This is a genomic window from Sporolactobacillus sp. STSJ-5 (assembly GCF_024385605.1).
Taxonomy (GTDB): Bacteria; Bacillota; Bacilli; order Bacillales; family Sporolactobacillaceae; genus Sporolactobacillus.
The window spans coordinates 370,757-388,024 of sequence record NZ_JANFOJ010000001.1; the positions used below are offsets into that span (position 1 = coordinate 370,757).

The window sequence follows — 17,268 nt, forward strand, 5'->3', positions numbered from 1 at the left end:
GCCCTTTTCATGACCTGTTATTAACTTTTATTATGCAGTACTCAAAAATTATTTGAATGCTCGCGCGGCGTTTACTGCTTTTTTCCACCCATTGTATAAATCATGCCGATTGACTTCTTGCATCTTGACAGCAAACTTTTTGCCTACTTTCCAGGCATCTGAAAGCTCAGATTCATTTTTCCAAATCCCGACGGCGAGTCCGGCAAGGTATGCAGCGCCAAGTGCTGTTGTTTCACTGCTCGTCGGCCGCTCCACTTCAACACCGAGAATGTCGCTTTGGAACTGCATGAGAAAATTATTCATTGACGCACCGCCATCGACACGAAGCTTCTTCAGATCAATTCCGGAATCCTCTTTCATCGCGTCCAGTACATCCTTCGTTCGATAAGCCAGTGATTCAAGCGTCGCACGAATAAAGTGTTCCTTGGTCGTGCCACGCGTAATCCCAAAAGCTGCTCCACGAACATCAGAATCCCAGTATGGTGTGCCTAGCCCGACGAAAGCCGGCACAAAATACATCCCGTCCGTTGATTCTACACGACGTGCATATTCTTCGCTTTCCTGTGAATAACGAAACATACGTAGCCCGTCACGCAACCACTGAATAGCAGAGCCAGCAACAAAAACGCTTCCTTCAAGTGCATAGGTAATCTTACCGTTGATGCCCCAAGCAATGGTTGTCAGCAAGCCGCTTTTCGAGCGTACCGCCTGCTCACCGGTATTCATCAGCATGAAGCAGCCGGTTCCGTACGTATTCTTTACCATTCCTGTTTCGTAGCATGCCTGACCGAATAGCGCAGACTGCTGGTCACCCGCGATCCCGGCAATCGGCACCTCCTGACCAAAAAAGTGATAGTCAATTGTTTTTGCATAGACCTCTGAAGACGATTTAACTTCCGGCAGCATTGATTTCGGTATATCTAATAGATCGAGCAGTTCTTCATCCCATTTCAAATCATAAATGTTATACATGAGCGTTCGCGAAGCATTTGAGTAGTCTGTGACGTGGACCTTTCCTCCTGACAGCTTCCAAACAAGCCAGGTATCAATCGTTCCAAACAGAAGATCACCTTTTTCTGCCTTTTCGCGTGCACCTTCCACATGATCCAGAATCCATTTGACCTTAGTTCCGGCAAAATACGGATCGAGGACGAGTCCTGTCTTATTACGGAAGGTGTCTTCATAACCGGCTTCTTTAAGGGCTCGGCATATATCTGCAGTTTGTCTCGACTGCCAAACAATTGCATGATAAATCGGGTGGCCGGTGTGGCGATCCCAAATGACCGTTGTCTCACGTTGATTAGTAATTCCGATTCCGGCAATATCCTTTGCGTCAATTTCTCCTGTAAGCAGTGAATCAGCAATCACCGACAAAATGGATCCCCAGATTTCGTTCGCATCCTGCTCAACCCAGCCCGGCTGCGGAAAAAATTGAGTAAACTCCTTTTGTGCTACTTGCACGACCCTTGCCTGCTCGTCAAAAATCATTGAACGTACACTCGTTGTTCCCTCATCAAGTGCCAAAATATATTTTCCCATGAATGAAATCCCCTCTCAATTGTTAATCATTCTTCTCTGTTAATGGGCCGTCATGTGTCGCAAATCTATCCGCTAAATGTTGGTCCATCATGATAAACATTAGAAATTATTTTCTAATGAAGTATTAATTATCTCATTCGAATTAAGCAGTCGATGGCGCTTCTCAGCGATCAGCGAACCGGCAATGACGACGAGGATGATAGCTGCACCGATCCAAAAGGCAAGAGTTTGATGTCCAAGAAAGAAGGCTTGATAGAATAACGCGCCGAAAACACCGCCGATTACTGGCCCAACAATCGGTATCCATGCGTATCCCCAATTTGATCCGCCTTTCCCTTGAATCGGAAGAAGCGCGTGAGCAAGCCGCGGAGCAAAGTCTCTGGCAGGATTAATAGCATAACCGGTCGTGCCTCCAAGTGCCATGCCAATAACCACAATCAGAAATCCAACAATTAATGGATTCAAACCATGCGCAAATTGATTCGCACCAATCGATAGAATGGCGACAACAAGAAGAAACGTACCGATGATTTCGCTAAGCAGGTTTGCCCAACTTTGTCTGATTGCCGGACCCGTGCAAAAAACTCCGAGTTTAACTGCCGGATCCTTCGTTCCTCCCCAATGGGGCAAATAGTGCAAATAAACAACACATGCCCCGAGAAAACCTCCGATCATCTGAGCGCTGATATACACAGGCACTTCCTTCCATGGGAATTCGCCAATTGCCGCAAGTCCAAGTGTCAGTGCAGGATTCAAATGTGCGCCGCTGAATTGACCGACCGAGTAAGCGCCGATGGCAACAGCAAGCCCCCACCCGAATGTGATGACAATCCACCCGGAATTTTTTGCATAAGATTTCGTCAGATTGACACCCGCACAGACACCGTCCCCGAGAATAATTAAGATCATCGTGCCAATTAACTCGCCAAGAAAACCGGACATGCCAACGACCACCTTTTAGCTGAAATTCAAGTCAAAAGTTACGATTTCCGCCACCATAAGACAATAAAAATCCACGACAAGCAATTACGGGCAAACGAAAACCCGCGTTCCTGCGTGGATGATCCAATCTCATATCCGTGGCTTTACATTAACTTGATAGCTCTATGGTAATCGCTAATGTAAGCGCTGTCAATAAATTGTCACAAAAAATATAAATTTTGTTCACAATTATCTTGGTGAAATGATAATTCAATTAATGTATTTTGTTGATTTCCGTGGAATGCCACAGTTCTGATCTTGAGGTTGAAATCGCCGCAGCTCCCGCTTTAAATGCTCTCTGTGCATCTTGAGCCGTGCGGATCAGCCCGCCGGCAATGACAGGCACGTGCACCTTCTGAATGACTTCGTGGATTAATTCTGGAATGATGCCCGGCAACAGTTCTACCATGTCCGGCTTAACGTGTTCGAACAGACGATAACCGGTCTCCATGGAACGCGAATCAAGCAGAAACATGCGCTGGATTGTAATCAATCCACGTTTTTTCCCCATTTCGAGCATATTACTCCGTGTTGAAATGATGCCGTAGGGACGAATCTGTTGACAGACGAATTCAGCTGCCGCCAAATCATTTTTTAACCCTTGAATTAAATCTGCGTGAACAAATAGTTGCTTGTTTGCCTGTTTCCCCATCCGAACCATTGTGCTGATTAATGATATATGACTGTCCAAAACAATGATCTGACGAAAAGGGAGACTCAATAATTTTTCAAAACTTTTCATGTTATTTGCCGCCGGTACTACTAATTGACCTTCAAGTGCCAAAATAATCCTCTCCTTGATCGCAGTTCCGCGCCATAGCTCCCTATGTACACTCCATACTAATCTTCCATTTTTACAGCACGCAAAAAAGCAGCATTTGCTGCTTTTTGCGGATTGTGAGGAGGTTGGGGGAATGGGAAAAAGCTGCCAATTCATGAATTGGTTAGATTGCATGGTGCAGGGAGCAGCCACACGTTGGGACTGTACTCAAACCCTGTGATGTCCGGAAAACAAGCCTGTTCATAACGAATACTGTCAGTGCGATCGTTTGTAGACTAAGATCAGATCTTGTCCTCTTAACGGATCATTTGTTTTATAAACAAAGACAGCGTTAACTTATTTGTAAGCGCGCGACTGACAATGAATCGACATGAATGCTTACATTCTTCCCTAAGCAAGCCCCGTTGCGCCTGACTTCTCTCTGCAAAAATAATCATAACCTGATTTCATAATCCGTGCAAAAGCATGTTTTACATATTTTAACCTTTCATGGAATCAATTTCATGATTAAAACAAGTTATTCGTAATGAAAAATGGCGTTTTTCATTATTTTTTGCTAATTTAATAGTTTTTGAAAAAGCCTGAAGATTGACCATTAGGTGTTCGTTTCGATACAATTAAATTAAGCGCTTGCTGAATTGAACGTTTTTTAATGGTTTCTTTTTTAGTTGTTCAGCTACTTGGACACACTGAAGAGTGGAACCAACTACATTGCAAGAGGAGCGAATAAATGAACATTAAAGAAACAGATCTTCCAGGAATCGGAAAAAAGTTTGTCCTGACAACGGATCAAGATGAGCGTGTTGTTGTCGTCCTTCACGATGACGGACGAAGAGATGTTTACCATTATGATGCATCTGACCCGGATGAATGTATTTCGTCAGTCAGCTTTACGGACTCAGAGGCTCGCCAGTTTGCCTCAATTATTGGCGGCATGGCGTATAAGCCAAAAGCAATGGAAAATGTTGAGGTTGCTTTAAGTGACTTGATTATCGAATGGTTTAAAGTCACCGCTGACGCGCCGATTATAGGAAAAACGATTGGCGGAGTTGGCATGCGACATAATTACAAAATTAACGTGATCGGGATCATCCGAAAAGATCAGACCAAGCAATTAAATCCCGGTGTGGACTCAGAGTTTCGTGCCGGAGACACCATTGTTGTATCGGGCGAACGTGTTGATTTAAAACGCGCGTACAAGGAACTGTTCACTCGAGGAAAGGAGGAATAAATGGATCATTTAGTCTTTGAAGTCGGTACCGCTCTTGTTCTTGTTGCGATTGCGGCATTGATCGCAAACAGGCTCAACTTTTCCATTATTCCATTCCTCATCCTTGCCGGTATGATCGTCGGACCGCACGCACCGCATTTTTGGGTTATCAATTTGAAATTTATTCATAGTGCGGAGCTTATTGAATTTCTCGGACGTATCGGTATCCTGTTTCTCCTTTTCTACCTCGGATTGGAATTTTCGACCAGCAAACTGATTCGTTCCGGAAAGTCGATACTTGTCGGAGGGTCTGTGTATATTGGAATCAACTTGACGCTTGGACTTCTTTATCCAATTCTGCTCGGTTTTCCTCTAAAAGAAACTTTGATTATTGCCGGAATAATCACCGTATCTTCCAGCGCAATTGTTGCAAAGGTCTTGGTTGATCTGCGTAGAACAGGTAATTCGGAAACGGAATTAATTCTCGGCATCATCATGTTCGAAGATATTTTCCTTGCCGTTTATTTGTCAGCGGTCTCCGGACTTGTGCTTGGCAAGTCACAATCCTTGATGGGCACCCTGCTCTCTATTTTACTTTCGCTCGGCTACATGCTGCTGTTTTTCATCATTGCACGAAAGGCAGCACCGCTGCTCAACAAGCTTCTCAAAATTACATCTGATGAAATTTTTATCATTGTGATTTTTGCCTCATTGTTTTTCGTTGCAGGATTTTCAGAAACCATTCATGTAGCGGAAGCAATCGGAGCGCTTCTGCTGGGACTCGTTTACTCGGAAACCGATCAAGCCGATCGGATGGAACATCTCGTCATTCCATTCCGTAATTTTTTCGGCGCTATCTTTTTCTTCAGTTTCGGTCTCAGCATCGATCCGACAAAGCTTGGGGGAGCGGTTTGGATGACCCTTGGAGCAGTTCTGATCACCATTATTGGAAATTTTGTAGCCGGCCTTGTTGCAGGGAAGCTCGCCGGACTTTCGTATAAAGCATCCACGAATATCGGCTTGACGATCGTTTCACGCGGCGAATTTTCCATCATTATGGCGAATCTTGGGATCGCCGGCTCACTCATGCCGATTCTGCAGCCGTTCTCTGCTTTGTATGTATTGATCCTTGCAATAATGGGACCAATTATGACTAAAGAATCAAAACGGATCTACACAATAATGAACAAGCTATTTCGATGGTCGGCACCTAAACAGATGGTCAAAAAAAATCAAAATGATTGAATTAGGCTCAATAATGAATGGTAGGTTCTGGTTCAACTAAAGGTTCGCTCTGCTTTTGCAAATCAAAATCTTTTGCTTCTTTCTTGCTGTTTCTTATAATTAAAGAGACCAGTACTAAAAAAGAATACGAGGCGATACTTTGTGGAAGTGACACATATTCAAGGATTAGCCATTAATCCAACACGAATCGCTCTTGGGACATGGGCAATTGGCGGATGGATGTGGGGAGGTTCTGATGATCAAGAGTCCATACGCACGATTCATCAGGCGCTTGATCGTGGTATAAATACGATTGATACCGCCCCGGCGTATGGACAGGGACATGCTGAGACTGTTGTTGGCGAGGCATTGCATGAACACGGCAAACGTGAAAATGTGGTATTGGCAACAAAGGTATGCTTGGACTGGGTTGGGACAAACGTATTTCGAAATGGCTCTGAGAAAAGAATTATGAAAGAAATTGATGACTCACTTAAACGTCTTCAAACTGATTATATTGATCTTTATCAAATCCATTGGCCCGACCCGCTAGTACCTATCGAGGAAACCGCTGAAGCACTGGGAGAGTTGTACAAGCAAGGAAAAATAAGAGCCATTGGGGTCAGCAATTTTACCGTTGAGCAAATGAAAACGTTTATGACCGTTGCACCGATTCACGCTGTTCAGCCGCCCTATAATTTGTTTGAGCGCGATATTGAGCACGACCTCTTGCCATTCGCAAAAGTAAATAACATGGTTCCGCTGTGTTACGGAAGTCTCTGCCGAGGTCTCCTCGGCGGCAAGATGAGTCTGGAACGTAAGTTTACCGGTGACGATCTGCGTTTATCCGATCCTAAGTTTCAGGCACCGCACTTCGCACATTATCTTGAAGCGGTTCACGAGCTTGCGCAACTGGCTAAGGAACGTTTTGGCAAATCAGTTCGCGCCTTAGCTGTACGCTGGATCCTTGATCAAACGGAGAATGGAATTGCACTCTGGGGGGCGCGGCATCCGGAGCAAATCACTGATGTTTCCGAAATAGACGGATTTCATTTGGACCAGCAAACCTTAACAGACATTGACGAGATTCTGCAACATCATATACCGAAACCAATTGGAACTGAGTTCATGGCACCACCTGTTCGTGATCAAATATAATTACTTTTTATCTTGCCCGGCATTTGTTCTTTGCCGGACTACATAATTGAAATTCAATGCACATAAATCGAAGGGATGGTGCGCCGTTGGAAGCAGCAGAACAAATCGGGATTCCACCTAAGCAGAAGCATAAAGGATTAAGATTTTATCAATACGTTATTCGTGCCTTACTTATTGCAATTGGTGTCACATTTGAAGCAATCGCACTTGAAGCATTTCTCGTACCGAATAAAATTATCGATGGCGGGGTTGTCGGTATCTCCATCATGATGGAGCATCTGTCGGGCTGGCCGATCGGTGTATTTCTAATCATCATAAACATACCTTTCTTCATCATTGGCTACAAGCAAATGGGCAAAACATTCACAATTACTTCTGCTTGCGGCGTCACGCTTCTGGCATTTCTTACAACTTTATTTACACCGATACCTCGGTTTACCAATGATTTGCTTCTTGCCGCAGTTTTTGGCGGAATTATCATGGGGATCGGCGTAGGACTTGTCATTCGAAATGGAGGTTCCTCAGACGGAACGGAAATTTTGGCTGTGCTTTTTAATCAAAAGACTCCTTTTTCGGTCGGTGAAGTCGTTCTGTTCATGAATATCTTTATTCTTGGATCTGCAGGATTCGTATTTGGCTGGAACTATGCTATGTATTCTTTAATCGCTTACTTCGTAGCGTTCAAGATGATTGATATTACGAGTGAAGGTCTCGAGTCCTCCAAAGCCGTATGGATCATCAGTGATCAGCACGAAGAAATCGGCGATGCCCTCAATGACCGGCTCGGACGCGGTGTCACTTATCTGAATGGTGAAGGCGCATATACCGGAAATAATAAAAATGTTATTTTTACAGTCATTAGCCGTCTTGAAGAAGCTAAAGTAAAGAACATTGTGGATTCAATTGACAAAAGTGCATTTCTTGCAATCAGTGATATTCATGACGTCAAGGGCGGTCGATTCAAAAAAAGAAGCATCCACTAATTGTAGATGCCATCACTCCTTATCTATTTGGTTTTATCCATTATCGAAGCATGCTACGCGCGGCTTCGATTTTTCTTTCCCTTTTTTTCACCAACAACTCTGAAGCGACAACCCATCCGGCATTAATGAACAGGAGCATGCTCGTGGAAAAGAAGACATATTTTATTCCGAATGCTGCTGCCATATGTCCGCCAAGCAGGGAACCTCCAAGCGTTCCAAGAAACTGTGCGGACTGATTATAGCCAAAGAGCTGACCGGTGATTTGCGACGGCGCCATTTTCTTTACAATGGTATTAATCGAAGGCAGAATGCCTGCAGTCGCAAGACCGAGAAGGAAACGCAGGACAGTCAGTTGCCAAGCGTTCGTCACGAATGCCTGCGGTATAAAAATTACTCCGGTAAAAAGCAGTGCATAAAGCAGTACACGACGGGGACCGATCCGATCGGACAACTTTCCGAGAAACGGTGCGGCAATAACGCTCGCCAAACCTGCCGCCGCCACGACGATGCCCGACATAAGTTCGAGATGTGCTGAACCTGGCGATAGAATTTTTACATAAATGGTGATAATCGGCTGAATCGACATATTCGCCAGTTGCACCATAAATGTTGTGATAAACATGGCAAAAAATAAACCTACATGAGGTGTCATTGCGCACACTTGCTTGATTGACGGTGCTTTTTTTTCAGATACAACCACTTTTTCTTTCACCAAGAAATAAGACGCGAGAAAAGCACCGAACAACAAAACACTTGTGTCGATAAAAACAAGACGCATCCCCATATATTCTGAGAGCAAACCGCCGACAAGCGGCCCAACGAGTGAACCGCTAATTCCTCCCGTTGACAGCATACCGAGTGCCCAGCCGGAGTGTGTTTTCGGTGTTTGTGTCGCGACAAGAATAATCGATGCCGGGATATAACCGGAAACAAGCCCCATTATTAGTCGCAGACCAAAGAGCTGATAAACATTCTGAGCAAAGGACATTAGGAATACAACAAGGCACATGCCCAAACTTGCGCGAAGCAGCATGGGTTTTCGACCATATTTATCAGCTAAGCGCCCCCATAGCGGGGAGACAAGAGCGGACACAAAGAATGTTGCACCAAAGATAAGACCTGCCCAGCTCTCAATTTCAGCCGTGTCTGTGACACCGAGCTTCTCAATATAAAGCGGTAAAAACGGGATAATCTGACTCATTCCTGCAGCAGTAGCGAAGGAACCGAACCAGACAACGTACAAATTTTTCTTCCATAAAGGTAAAGACAACAACTACACCTTACTTTTTTATTTATTTCCGATAGAAAAAGCGCCTTTAAGTTGGCGCCTGCTTAACAGTTACTATAATAATCTGTATTGCTCATTAATACCAATATATATATTATTATAAATGTATAGTTTTAAAACTATTAATGAATCATTATAACCCGTCAGTTTATGGAACGAACATCACCCTTTAGGAGGTCTTAGCAATGGAACTTCTACAATTAAAGTATTTTCAAACTGTTGCGCGAATCGAACACATGACAAAGGCTGCTCAAGAATTGTCCATTGCTCAGCCTTCGCTCAGTCAAACCATTAAACGGCTTGAAGATGAGATCGGCGTTCCCCTCTTTGACCGTAAAGGGCGAAGAATCAGGCTCAATCGTTATGGAAAAATCTTTCTTGAGAAGGCCGAGCTCGCCTTTTCGGCGCTCCAAGAAGGTAAGCAGGAAGTCATCGATTTGGCCAAAATTAATGAAGACAGCATTTCAATGGCTGTGATGCGGACGCCGATCGTACCTGATCTACTCGGCAGTTTTCGTAAAGAGCATCCCTTTGTTCGTTTTCGTGTCAAACAGATTTCAAGGGCAACCATACAGCATCAGCTCGAGAACGGAGAAATTGATTTATGCATCACTCCTTATCAATTGGAGCAAGACAGACCACTTCATTCGCGCTTGCTCATGCATGATGAAATTTATCTTGTCGTTCCGAAGACGCATCCGCTTGCAACTAAAAAAAGTGTCGATCTGCACGATATCGCTCATGAACCGTTTGTCCTTAAAGCAAACGGAGCCTTTCGTGAGACAACAGATACCTATTGCCGTATGGCAGGATTTCAGCCGGATATCGCTTTTGAAGTTGATGATTCCTTGTCCATTCGCGGACTGGTTTCAGAAGGCTTAGGTGTCGCTTTTTTCTCTTCACTCACTTTGCGGACGGTAAGAGACAGTTCTATTGTTCCGCTCCGAATAAGCCATCCGCATTGCAATCGATCAATCAGTCTCGTCTGGAATGAGGATCGCTATCATTCATCAATCATCACGGATTTCTACCAATTCATCATCGACTATTTCCAGCACTTCGATCAGGATACTCCACTCATTGACTAATTGAGATTATTTTAAACAGCCTGATTTTGATGATGCTCATGTGTGTTCTTTCTTTGGTTGTGCCAGCCAAGGTAGAGGACAGAAACGATAGTAACAACAACAACCGGCCATTCTGCCCATACAGCAACATCACCAAGCCATTTGAGAACGAGCGGTTCGGCGAACAGCATTCTTGCAGCCGTCATCGCTAGAATTCCGGAACCAACATAAATAAGCCAGGAAAAGCGATCCATTAGTTTTAATATTATTGCACTCCCGCCCATTAAAAGCGGAATACTGATTAACAATCCGAAAATGACAAGCAACGGATCATTTTGCGCTGCGCCTGCAACCGCAAGTACATTATCGAGTCCCATTAACGCGTCGGCAACGACAATCGTTTGAACGGCTCCCCAAAGACTCGTGCTGGCTTTGACTTCCTTCTTTGATTTCGAAGAATCGGCAGGACTAAGCAAACGATATGCGATCCAAATGAGCAACAGGCCACCGATAAAATGCAGGCCCGGAACCATGAGCAGGTAAACAACCAGAATCGTGCAAATCGCGCGCAAAACGACCGCGCCAGCCGTTCCATAAAGGATCGCGCGTCCGCGCTGATGATTGGGAAGCCGGCGTGCAGCCAGGGCAATAACGACTGCATTATCTCCCGCCAAGAACAAATCAATACCAACAATAATAATTAAGGACGACCAAAATGCCGTTGTAAATAATTCCATGAATCAACATCCTCCTATTAACCTGATATAACGAAATTCATTATGATTTAGCTGTTAAAAAACGCAAAAAGCCTTGGCCGACTACGCCAAGGCTGAAGGTTTCATTAAACGGATTTTTCAGCGGTGACTGCTTTCTTCACATGCTGGCTGCCGTGCTGGCTTCTCCATCCGAAGTAAAGCACACCTAGGATTATGAAAAGCAGCACCGGCCACTTGATCCAGGAAAAGCCAGCAACTGCATCATACACAAAATGATCGGCAAAGATCATCTTTCCCGCCGTAAACGCGAGAATTCCGGAGCCGGCATAGGTAATCCATGCATAACGGTCAACCAGCTTCAGAAACAGTGCACTGCCGCCCATGACAAGCGGGATACTGATCAGCAGACCGATAATAACGAGCAAGTAGTTTCCTGAAGCCGCTCCGCCGATGGCAAGCACATTATCCAGACCCATGAGCGCATCAGCCATAATTATGGTGCGAATAGCCGCTCCAAGACTAGTCTTCGCCACGATCTTCTTATCTTGCCCGTGATCCTTTAGCAGACTGTAGGCAATCCAGACAAGCAGAACGCCGCCGACAAGATGCAGGCCCGGCACCTTAAGCAGCCAAACAACAGCAAGTGTAGCAATTGCACGAATGGCGACCGCACCAAGTGTTCCATAAAGAATTGCACGTTTTCGTTGATGATCCTGAAGTCGTGCAGCTGCCAAGGCGATGACAATGGCATTATCACCAGCCAAAATCAAGTCAATGCCTACAATAAGCAGCAGCGCGGTCAAGAATTCCAGCGAAAAAAAATCCATTCATTCATCCTCCTCAATAATTCTTATCTGTTTGCACAATAAAAAGCAGCCGCTCCGACGTTGATCAGAAAGGCTGCATGTGCAGAAAAAAACCTTTGCCTTTTTCATCCGTCCGAGGCAAAGGTCTCGCCAACAGCCTAACGGCTGCCAGAGAAGCCGGGGATCACTCCCGTAATGACGACTTTACTCTGATGGCTACTCCCCTTTTACGAGGCTGATTCACTTGTTATATTAATTATATTATGAGGCTATAAATATGTCAACGCGGATGATCACCCGATTATTTCGTAAATAAATGATTTTGGTAGGCATAGACAGCTGCCTGAGTGCGATCAGCGACATCCAGTTTGCTGAAAATACTGCTGACATGTGTTTTCACTGTCTTGATGCCGATAAATAGCTTTTCGGCGATCTCCGCGTTATTTCTCCCGTCCGCAATTAACCGCAAGACCTCCTTTTCTCGAGCAGTCAGCTGATCAAAAGGTTGCGGACTCCTGTGCAGTCCCGCCACAAGTTTTTGTGCGACCTTACCGTCAATGACCGTTTTTCCGCGATGTGCTTTATGGATCGCCTGAATGATTTCATCGGATGACGATGTTTTCAGCAAGTAACTCATTGCACCTGCTTCAATCGCAGGAAATACCTGTTCATCATCATAGAAGCTCGTGAGAATGATGATTTTCTTTGAAGGATCTTTGGCTAAGATTTGCTTCGTTGCGTCAATTCCATTACCGTCTTCCATAATCAAATCCATTAAAATGATTTCAGGCTTCAACGCTTCAAACGATTTGACAGCCGCGTCCCCATTCGATGCCTCTCCGACAAGTTCAATATCTTCTTCTGTTGAAAGATAAGCCTTCAACCCTTTTCTGACCATATCGTGATCGTCGACGATCATCACCTTAATTTTATCTGTCATACTCCCTTTTCCTCCCTGTGAATCGGCACACGGATATGGATGGATGTACCTTCTCCTTCATGTGTCGTCAGCATAAAATGACCGCCAATCTCTTCCGCGCGTTCTTTCATCGTCTTCAACCCATACGAAGCAACTTTTTCTCGCTTCGGATCAAATCCCTGACCGTTGTCAAAAATGGTGAGTGTAACGAGCTGGTCCTTTTCATGAAGAGACAAGACGACTCTTGTTGCCTCAGAATGACGAAGTGCGTTAGAAAGTGCCTCTTGGCTGAGTCGAAACAAATGATTCTCCACGCCTTTAGTCAATCCGAGAACCGGATCAATTGCTGCCTCAAAATGAATTGTTGTCTTGCCATCCAGTTCATGGATCAAACGCCCTAACCCTTTATCAAGTGATTCGTTATTGAGACGTACCGGTCGAAGATGCAGCAGTAGAGCTCTCATTTCACCTTGAGCTTTACGGGCAATATCCGAAACATCGGCAATATTTTCAGCCGCAAGATCCGGATTGCTGTGAATCGTTTTTTCAGCGGCGGATGCAAGCATGGACAAGGCAAACAACTGCTGACTGACCGCATCATGCAGATCTCTTGCCAAACGCTGCCGTTCTGCTGTTACCGCCTCGTTTTTTACTTTTACATTCATTTGTACATTTTCATCGACCAGACGCTGCAGTGATTTCACTTGTGTGTCGATTTTATCGGCAAGTTCATTTAAAGATTGCGCCACATGACTGATCGCCCCGCCGTTCTCGATCTTCATTCTAGCCGAAAGTTTTCCGGAAGACAGTGTCTTGACAAACAGATCAACATTGTCCAAATGATCAAGCAGCAGCCGATAATCCTTTGTTAAAGCGTTTGTCTCTAAAATAAATTGGATTAGGAAGCTAAAGAAGAAGATCAAAGCACTGATAAGCAGAGCATGATCTGACGGCACAAACCAGAAGAAAATTTGCATTGCCGCAAAAAGCATGAGCGATGAAAAAAAGCTGATAATTAATTGAAATCTTGCCGTACGAATTCGATAATTTTGCATCGGTTACACCTGCGCAATACTTAAATCAATAACTTGAAAATCAAAGTTAAAGTCTAATTTTCGCGTTGCTTCATCGTAGTTCGGTGTCTGATAGCTGACATTGCGCAGCACGCCGCTCTGTTTGTTTTTTCCAATTTTCGCATCGCCTACTTTTGCTCGGAGATGGATCCGGTATGCAAGATCATCCGGTAAGGTAATTCGAATATTCCCCACCCATCCGCTCAAGGTAATCGGGATCGTTTCTTCCGGAATAAAGGCTTTAGTAAAGTCAAATGTGTAATCTCCGATGCGTACACGTTCGTTCATCGGTTTAACCATCCAATTATCGTGTTTGAAGGTAGCATCATTCACAAAGGTATAAGAATCACGCGCGTTCTTTGAAGATGCCTCACCATCTTTGTCTTCATGATCCCAAGAGAAATCAACATGATGATTGTGATGCCCTTTTCTGTGCTTCTTGTGTTCACCCGTTACGGAAACAGTGATGAAATTTTTTCCGAAGAGCATGCCTAACCCACAGTAAATAATCAGATACGGCCACAGTTTCCAGAAATCTGTCCATTTGAAGACAATGAACCCCGACTGATCAGCATACAGCAATCCGCCATAAATCAAAAAGAAAAATCCCCAGAAGAAATGCGGCCTTTTTCGGTCAAAGAGCGGAACGATGAGCAGCAGTGCTCCGAATATCATGACCAAGAATGGGAGATAAGCACTAAACATCGGCATCATTCCCTGGGAAATAAGATTAAGACTGTCAAGCAGCCAATAAACACCAAGCAAAACGACAGCAAGCGCAGCCAATAGTTTTCCAAAAGACATTTGCCTCATCCTTTCTTCTCTATCACAAGCCGTATCTCAACGGCACTTGTACAAAGTTTATAGTTTAACTATACAGAGTGACGCGCATCTTTTCCATAGACTGTGAACGGTTTTTTTCTCCGACCCAGGTCGGAACAATCTATTTAAAAATGTGAACGGATCGTGACAATAAGCATTATGTTCATCGTTTTCTGCTGAATAGGTTTATTATTAGGGCTGTGAGGGTAATTTGAAGATATGTTAAGTGAAAGGGTGAATGATATGGACAAGAAAGTCCTAGCATTAATTGATGGTTTGAACAAAGATCTTGCAGGTGAATATTCTGCAGTGATTCAGTACAATTATTACGCGACAACAGTATCCGGGCTGAATTACCAGATTCTCAAGCCTTTTTTTGAGGAAGAAATTCCTGACGAATTAGGCCATGCCGCTTATCTTTCTGAAAAAATTGCGAACCTCGGCGGTGAACCGACGACTGTTCCTGCACCGGTTGCCACGGTGAGTGATGCCAAAGCAATGCTCGAAGGAGCACGTCAGGCAGAAGCGGACACATTGGAAAACTATCGCGAACGTCGCAGTCAGGCACAAGAACTCGGCATGATCGAACTGGTTGTTAAACTGGAAGATATGATCGCTGATGAACAAAACCATTTGGAAAAATTGACAAAAACATTGACCGATCCTGTTTTTGCCTGAAAAAGAGATTTAAAAAACCGGAACGGGGGATTTCTTCCCCGTTCCGGTTTTTTATTTATTCTGCAAGCTGAATACGATGTTTTGTGTAGGCATAAGCGAAAATCAAGCTGACAGCAAAGCCTATACAAAGGAAAAAGAGAAAATCAATAAACGAGTGTGCACCAACCCCCGCTGCAGCACTGAGTACTACAACCTGTCCAATGAGAAGACGTGCGATCATTTGAACGAACGGATCCTGTTTCAGGCGCTCACCAATCGGATATAACCCAGCGAGTGCCTGTGGAAAAGGTTGACTCCAAATAGGCAAGAGCTGCAGTCCGGTTAAATAGACGACCGACACAACAATGAAAACAGAATACCAGCCTATATTAAGAAAATAGCCAAGCAGCGCGCCAATGACCGTCAAACGCATATACATGCCTAAATACTCATCAGAACGAAGGAATGTCTTAATAAATAGCTGTTCAAACACCTCTTTTTCTTCGAAATGTCGAATCGGGAATAATCTGCTGAGCACTCGGCGAGGGCGGGTACGTCTCCTCAATTGCGGCACGTCCGTAAACAGATTGGCAAAGCGAAGGAAGACCATAGCTTGACGATGATCGCTCTCAAGCATACTGTTCCAGCGCAGCAGCGCACCAGACGCTTGGCGGCGGAACAAAAAAAACAGTGTGAACAGCATAATGGCAACACATGCCGCAATAACATAAAGCGGCTGATGACTGAGTACAAAATAGAAGAGACAAAAGGTAAGAACAGTCCTAAGGAAACGGAGCGGAACTGTATCCTCAATAAATTGCTCCTGCCAGCTGCAATCAATAGTCCAAGCTTTCGCAGCGAGCGAGACAACCGCTCCAAGCAAGAGCGAGCTGCCTCCATAAGCTGCTGATCCATGAGTGTAAAGCGGTATGCTAATGATCAATACAAGCAGTAAAGTGATGCTTTGGATCAAGAAGCTGTACCATTTGCTTCTGCGAAAATAACCGTCAAGTTCTGATTCAGCTGGTAATAAAAAGACCAAATCTGCGCGTTGAATGAATGTACGAATCGGTGCATGAGAGCAGACAAGGCTTAACACTATACTGACGATAAGCGTGCCAGGGAAGTGTTCCGGCAATAGATCCAGCCATTTTTTGTAGTAGAAACCGCCGATCAGGATCATGGCATAAATAAAAAACATTAATCCGCTGTTGCGACCGATCAGATTCCAATAGCGCAGCTGCATCTGAAAATTGTCCCGACAGCGCTTTTTCCAGAGCGTATTCATTTCATCCATTGTGTCTCGCCCCTTGCTACGGCCAGATAGATTTCATGAAGGCTTGCCTTTGGATCTCCGAACTGATTGCGTATCTTATCCAAAGTGCCCTGCACGGCGATATGCCCTTCATGCAGAATGATAAACCGATCGCAGTATTGCTCCGCAGTCGACAATATATGTGTGGACATTAAAATGGAAGCTCCTGAGCGTTTCATATCACTCATTAAGTCAAGCAGCGATTGAATGCCAATCGGGTCCAAGCCGACAAACGGCTCGTCTACAATATAGAGATCAGGTCGAATAAGAAAAGCACACATGATCATCACTTTCTGGCGCATCCCTTTTGAAAAATGAATGGGAAACCAGTGTTTCTTTTTTTCCATATGAAAAAGCTGCAGCAGCTTCTCACTTCGTTCCTCATAAGTTTTTTTGTCTAAGTGATACGCCATCGCAGTCGTCTGCAAATGTTCTTCTAAAGTGAGCTGTTCATAGAGCTCCGGCATCTCGGGGACGTAGGCAATGCTTTTTCTGTAAGAACTCTTGTCCTCGCGAAGTGATTTCCCGTTTACACGTATCTCTCCGGAAAAAGGTTGTAAAAGTCCGAGAATATGTTTAATTGTCGTACTCTTGCCGGCTCCATTCAAACCGACAAGACCGACCAGTTCACCCGCGTTCATCTCAAATGACACATCATGGAGCACCGGGCGCTGCCGTGAGTAGCCGCCGCTTAATTGTTTTACAGTTAATACTGGATTCATAATTCTA

General features: G+C 44.5%; 17 protein-coding genes. 6 read left to right on the forward strand and 11 right to left on the reverse strand.

What is annotated here, in order from left to right; translation table 11 throughout:
* Positions 1-48 precede the first annotated feature (48 nt).
* From glpK to NOM01_RS01845, 3 genes are all read right to left on the reverse strand, one after another.
* Positions 49-1,539 carry a glycerol kinase GlpK gene (gene glpK / locus NOM01_RS01835; RefSeq protein WP_255745882.1) on the reverse strand — a complete coding sequence of 497 codons (1,491 nt, stop codon included), beginning with the start codon at positions 1,537-1,539 and terminating at the stop codon, positions 49-51.
* A gap of 99 nt (positions 1,540-1,638) precedes the next feature.
* The gene (locus NOM01_RS01840; protein WP_255745883.1) at positions 1,639-2,481 is read right to left on the reverse strand and encodes an MIP/aquaporin family protein; all 843 of its coding nucleotides are present in this window, start codon (positions 2,479-2,481) and stop codon (positions 1,639-1,641) included.
* Between the two features lie 253 nt (positions 2,482-2,734).
* Positions 2,735-3,304 (reverse strand): glycerol-3-phosphate responsive antiterminator, encoded by a 570-nt coding sequence (locus NOM01_RS01845; RefSeq protein ID WP_255745884.1) that lies wholly within the window; start codon positions 3,302-3,304, stop codon positions 2,735-2,737.
* Between the two features lie 727 nt (positions 3,305-4,031).
* Between NOM01_RS01845 and NOM01_RS01850 the strand changes: the two genes are divergently transcribed.
* The 4 genes from NOM01_RS01850 to NOM01_RS01865 all read left to right on the forward strand — a co-directional run bounded on the left by NOM01_RS01850 (position 4,032) and on the right by NOM01_RS01865 (position 7,876).
* A complete protein-coding gene (locus NOM01_RS01850) occupies positions 4,032-4,532 on the forward strand; it encodes a cation:proton antiporter regulatory subunit (protein WP_255745886.1) in 501 nt (166 codons plus the stop codon).
* Positions 4,533-5,756, forward strand: a complete 1,224-nt coding sequence (locus NOM01_RS01855; RefSeq protein ID WP_255745888.1) for a cation:proton antiporter — start codon at positions 4,533-4,535, stop codon at positions 5,754-5,756.
* A 141-nt stretch (positions 5,757-5,897) separates the two neighbouring features.
* The gene (locus NOM01_RS01860) at positions 5,898-6,893 is read left to right on the forward strand and encodes an aldo/keto reductase (RefSeq protein ID WP_255745890.1); all 996 of its coding nucleotides are present in this window, start codon (positions 5,898-5,900) and stop codon (positions 6,891-6,893) included.
* A gap of 86 nt (positions 6,894-6,979) precedes the next feature.
* On the forward strand, positions 6,980-7,876 hold the full coding sequence (locus NOM01_RS01865; RefSeq protein WP_255745892.1) for a YitT family protein: 897 nt from the start codon (positions 6,980-6,982) through the stop codon (positions 7,874-7,876).
* A 40-nt stretch (positions 7,877-7,916) separates the two neighbouring features.
* Here NOM01_RS01865 and NOM01_RS01870 read toward each other — a convergent pair whose 3' ends face one another.
* The gene (locus tag NOM01_RS01870; RefSeq protein ID WP_255745894.1) at positions 7,917-9,146 is read right to left on the reverse strand and encodes a multidrug efflux MFS transporter; all 1,230 of its coding nucleotides are present in this window, start codon (positions 9,144-9,146) and stop codon (positions 7,917-7,919) included.
* A gap of 203 nt (positions 9,147-9,349) precedes the next feature.
* Here NOM01_RS01870 and NOM01_RS01875 point away from each other — a divergent pair, with 203 nt between their 5' ends.
* On the forward strand, positions 9,350-10,252 hold the full coding sequence (locus NOM01_RS01875; RefSeq protein ID WP_255745896.1) for a LysR family transcriptional regulator: 903 nt from the start codon (positions 9,350-9,352) through the stop codon (positions 10,250-10,252).
* An 11-nt stretch (positions 10,253-10,263) separates the two neighbouring features.
* Here the strand turns inward: NOM01_RS01875 and NOM01_RS01880 are convergent, their stop codons facing one another.
* The 5 genes from NOM01_RS01880 to liaF form a co-directional block, all read right to left on the reverse strand.
* Complete coding sequence (locus tag NOM01_RS01880) at positions 10,264-10,968, reverse strand: TerC family protein (protein WP_255745898.1); 705 nt, start codon at positions 10,966-10,968, stop codon at positions 10,264-10,266.
* Positions 10,969-11,072: 104 nt separating this feature from the next.
* Positions 11,073-11,774, reverse strand: a complete 702-nt coding sequence (locus NOM01_RS01885; protein WP_255745900.1) for a TerC family protein — start codon at positions 11,772-11,774, stop codon at positions 11,073-11,075.
* Positions 11,775-12,054: 280 nt separating this feature from the next.
* Positions 12,055-12,693, reverse strand: coding sequence for a response regulator (locus NOM01_RS01890; protein ID WP_255745902.1), 639 nt, complete (start codon positions 12,691-12,693; stop codon positions 12,055-12,057).
* Positions 12,690-13,727, reverse strand: a complete 1,038-nt coding sequence (locus NOM01_RS01895; protein ID WP_255745904.1) for a sensor histidine kinase — start codon at positions 13,725-13,727, stop codon at positions 12,690-12,692. Before NOM01_RS01895 ends, NOM01_RS01890 begins: the two co-directional genes overlap by 4 nt.
* Positions 13,728-13,730: 3 nt before the next feature.
* The gene (gene liaF / locus NOM01_RS01900; protein ID WP_255745905.1) at positions 13,731-14,549 is read right to left on the reverse strand and encodes a cell wall-active antibiotics response protein LiaF; all 819 of its coding nucleotides are present in this window, start codon (positions 14,547-14,549) and stop codon (positions 13,731-13,733) included.
* A gap of 261 nt (positions 14,550-14,810) precedes the next feature.
* Between liaF and NOM01_RS01905 the strand changes: the two genes are divergently transcribed.
* Positions 14,811-15,245: a ferritin-like domain-containing protein gene (locus tag NOM01_RS01905; protein ID WP_255745907.1), complete on the forward strand. Its 435-nt coding sequence runs from the start codon at positions 14,811-14,813 to the stop codon at positions 15,243-15,245.
* Between the two features lie 55 nt (positions 15,246-15,300).
* Here NOM01_RS01905 and NOM01_RS01910 read toward each other — a convergent pair whose 3' ends face one another.
* Positions 15,301-16,521 (reverse strand): ABC transporter permease, encoded by a 1,221-nt coding sequence (locus NOM01_RS01910; protein ID WP_255745908.1) that lies wholly within the window; start codon positions 16,519-16,521, stop codon positions 15,301-15,303.
* Positions 16,509-17,261 carry an ABC transporter ATP-binding protein gene (locus NOM01_RS01915; RefSeq protein ID WP_255745909.1) on the reverse strand — a complete coding sequence of 251 codons (753 nt, stop codon included), beginning with the start codon at positions 17,259-17,261 and terminating at the stop codon, positions 16,509-16,511. Before NOM01_RS01915 ends, NOM01_RS01910 begins: the two co-directional genes overlap by 13 nt.
* Between the last annotated feature and the right edge of the window lie 7 nt (positions 17,262-17,268).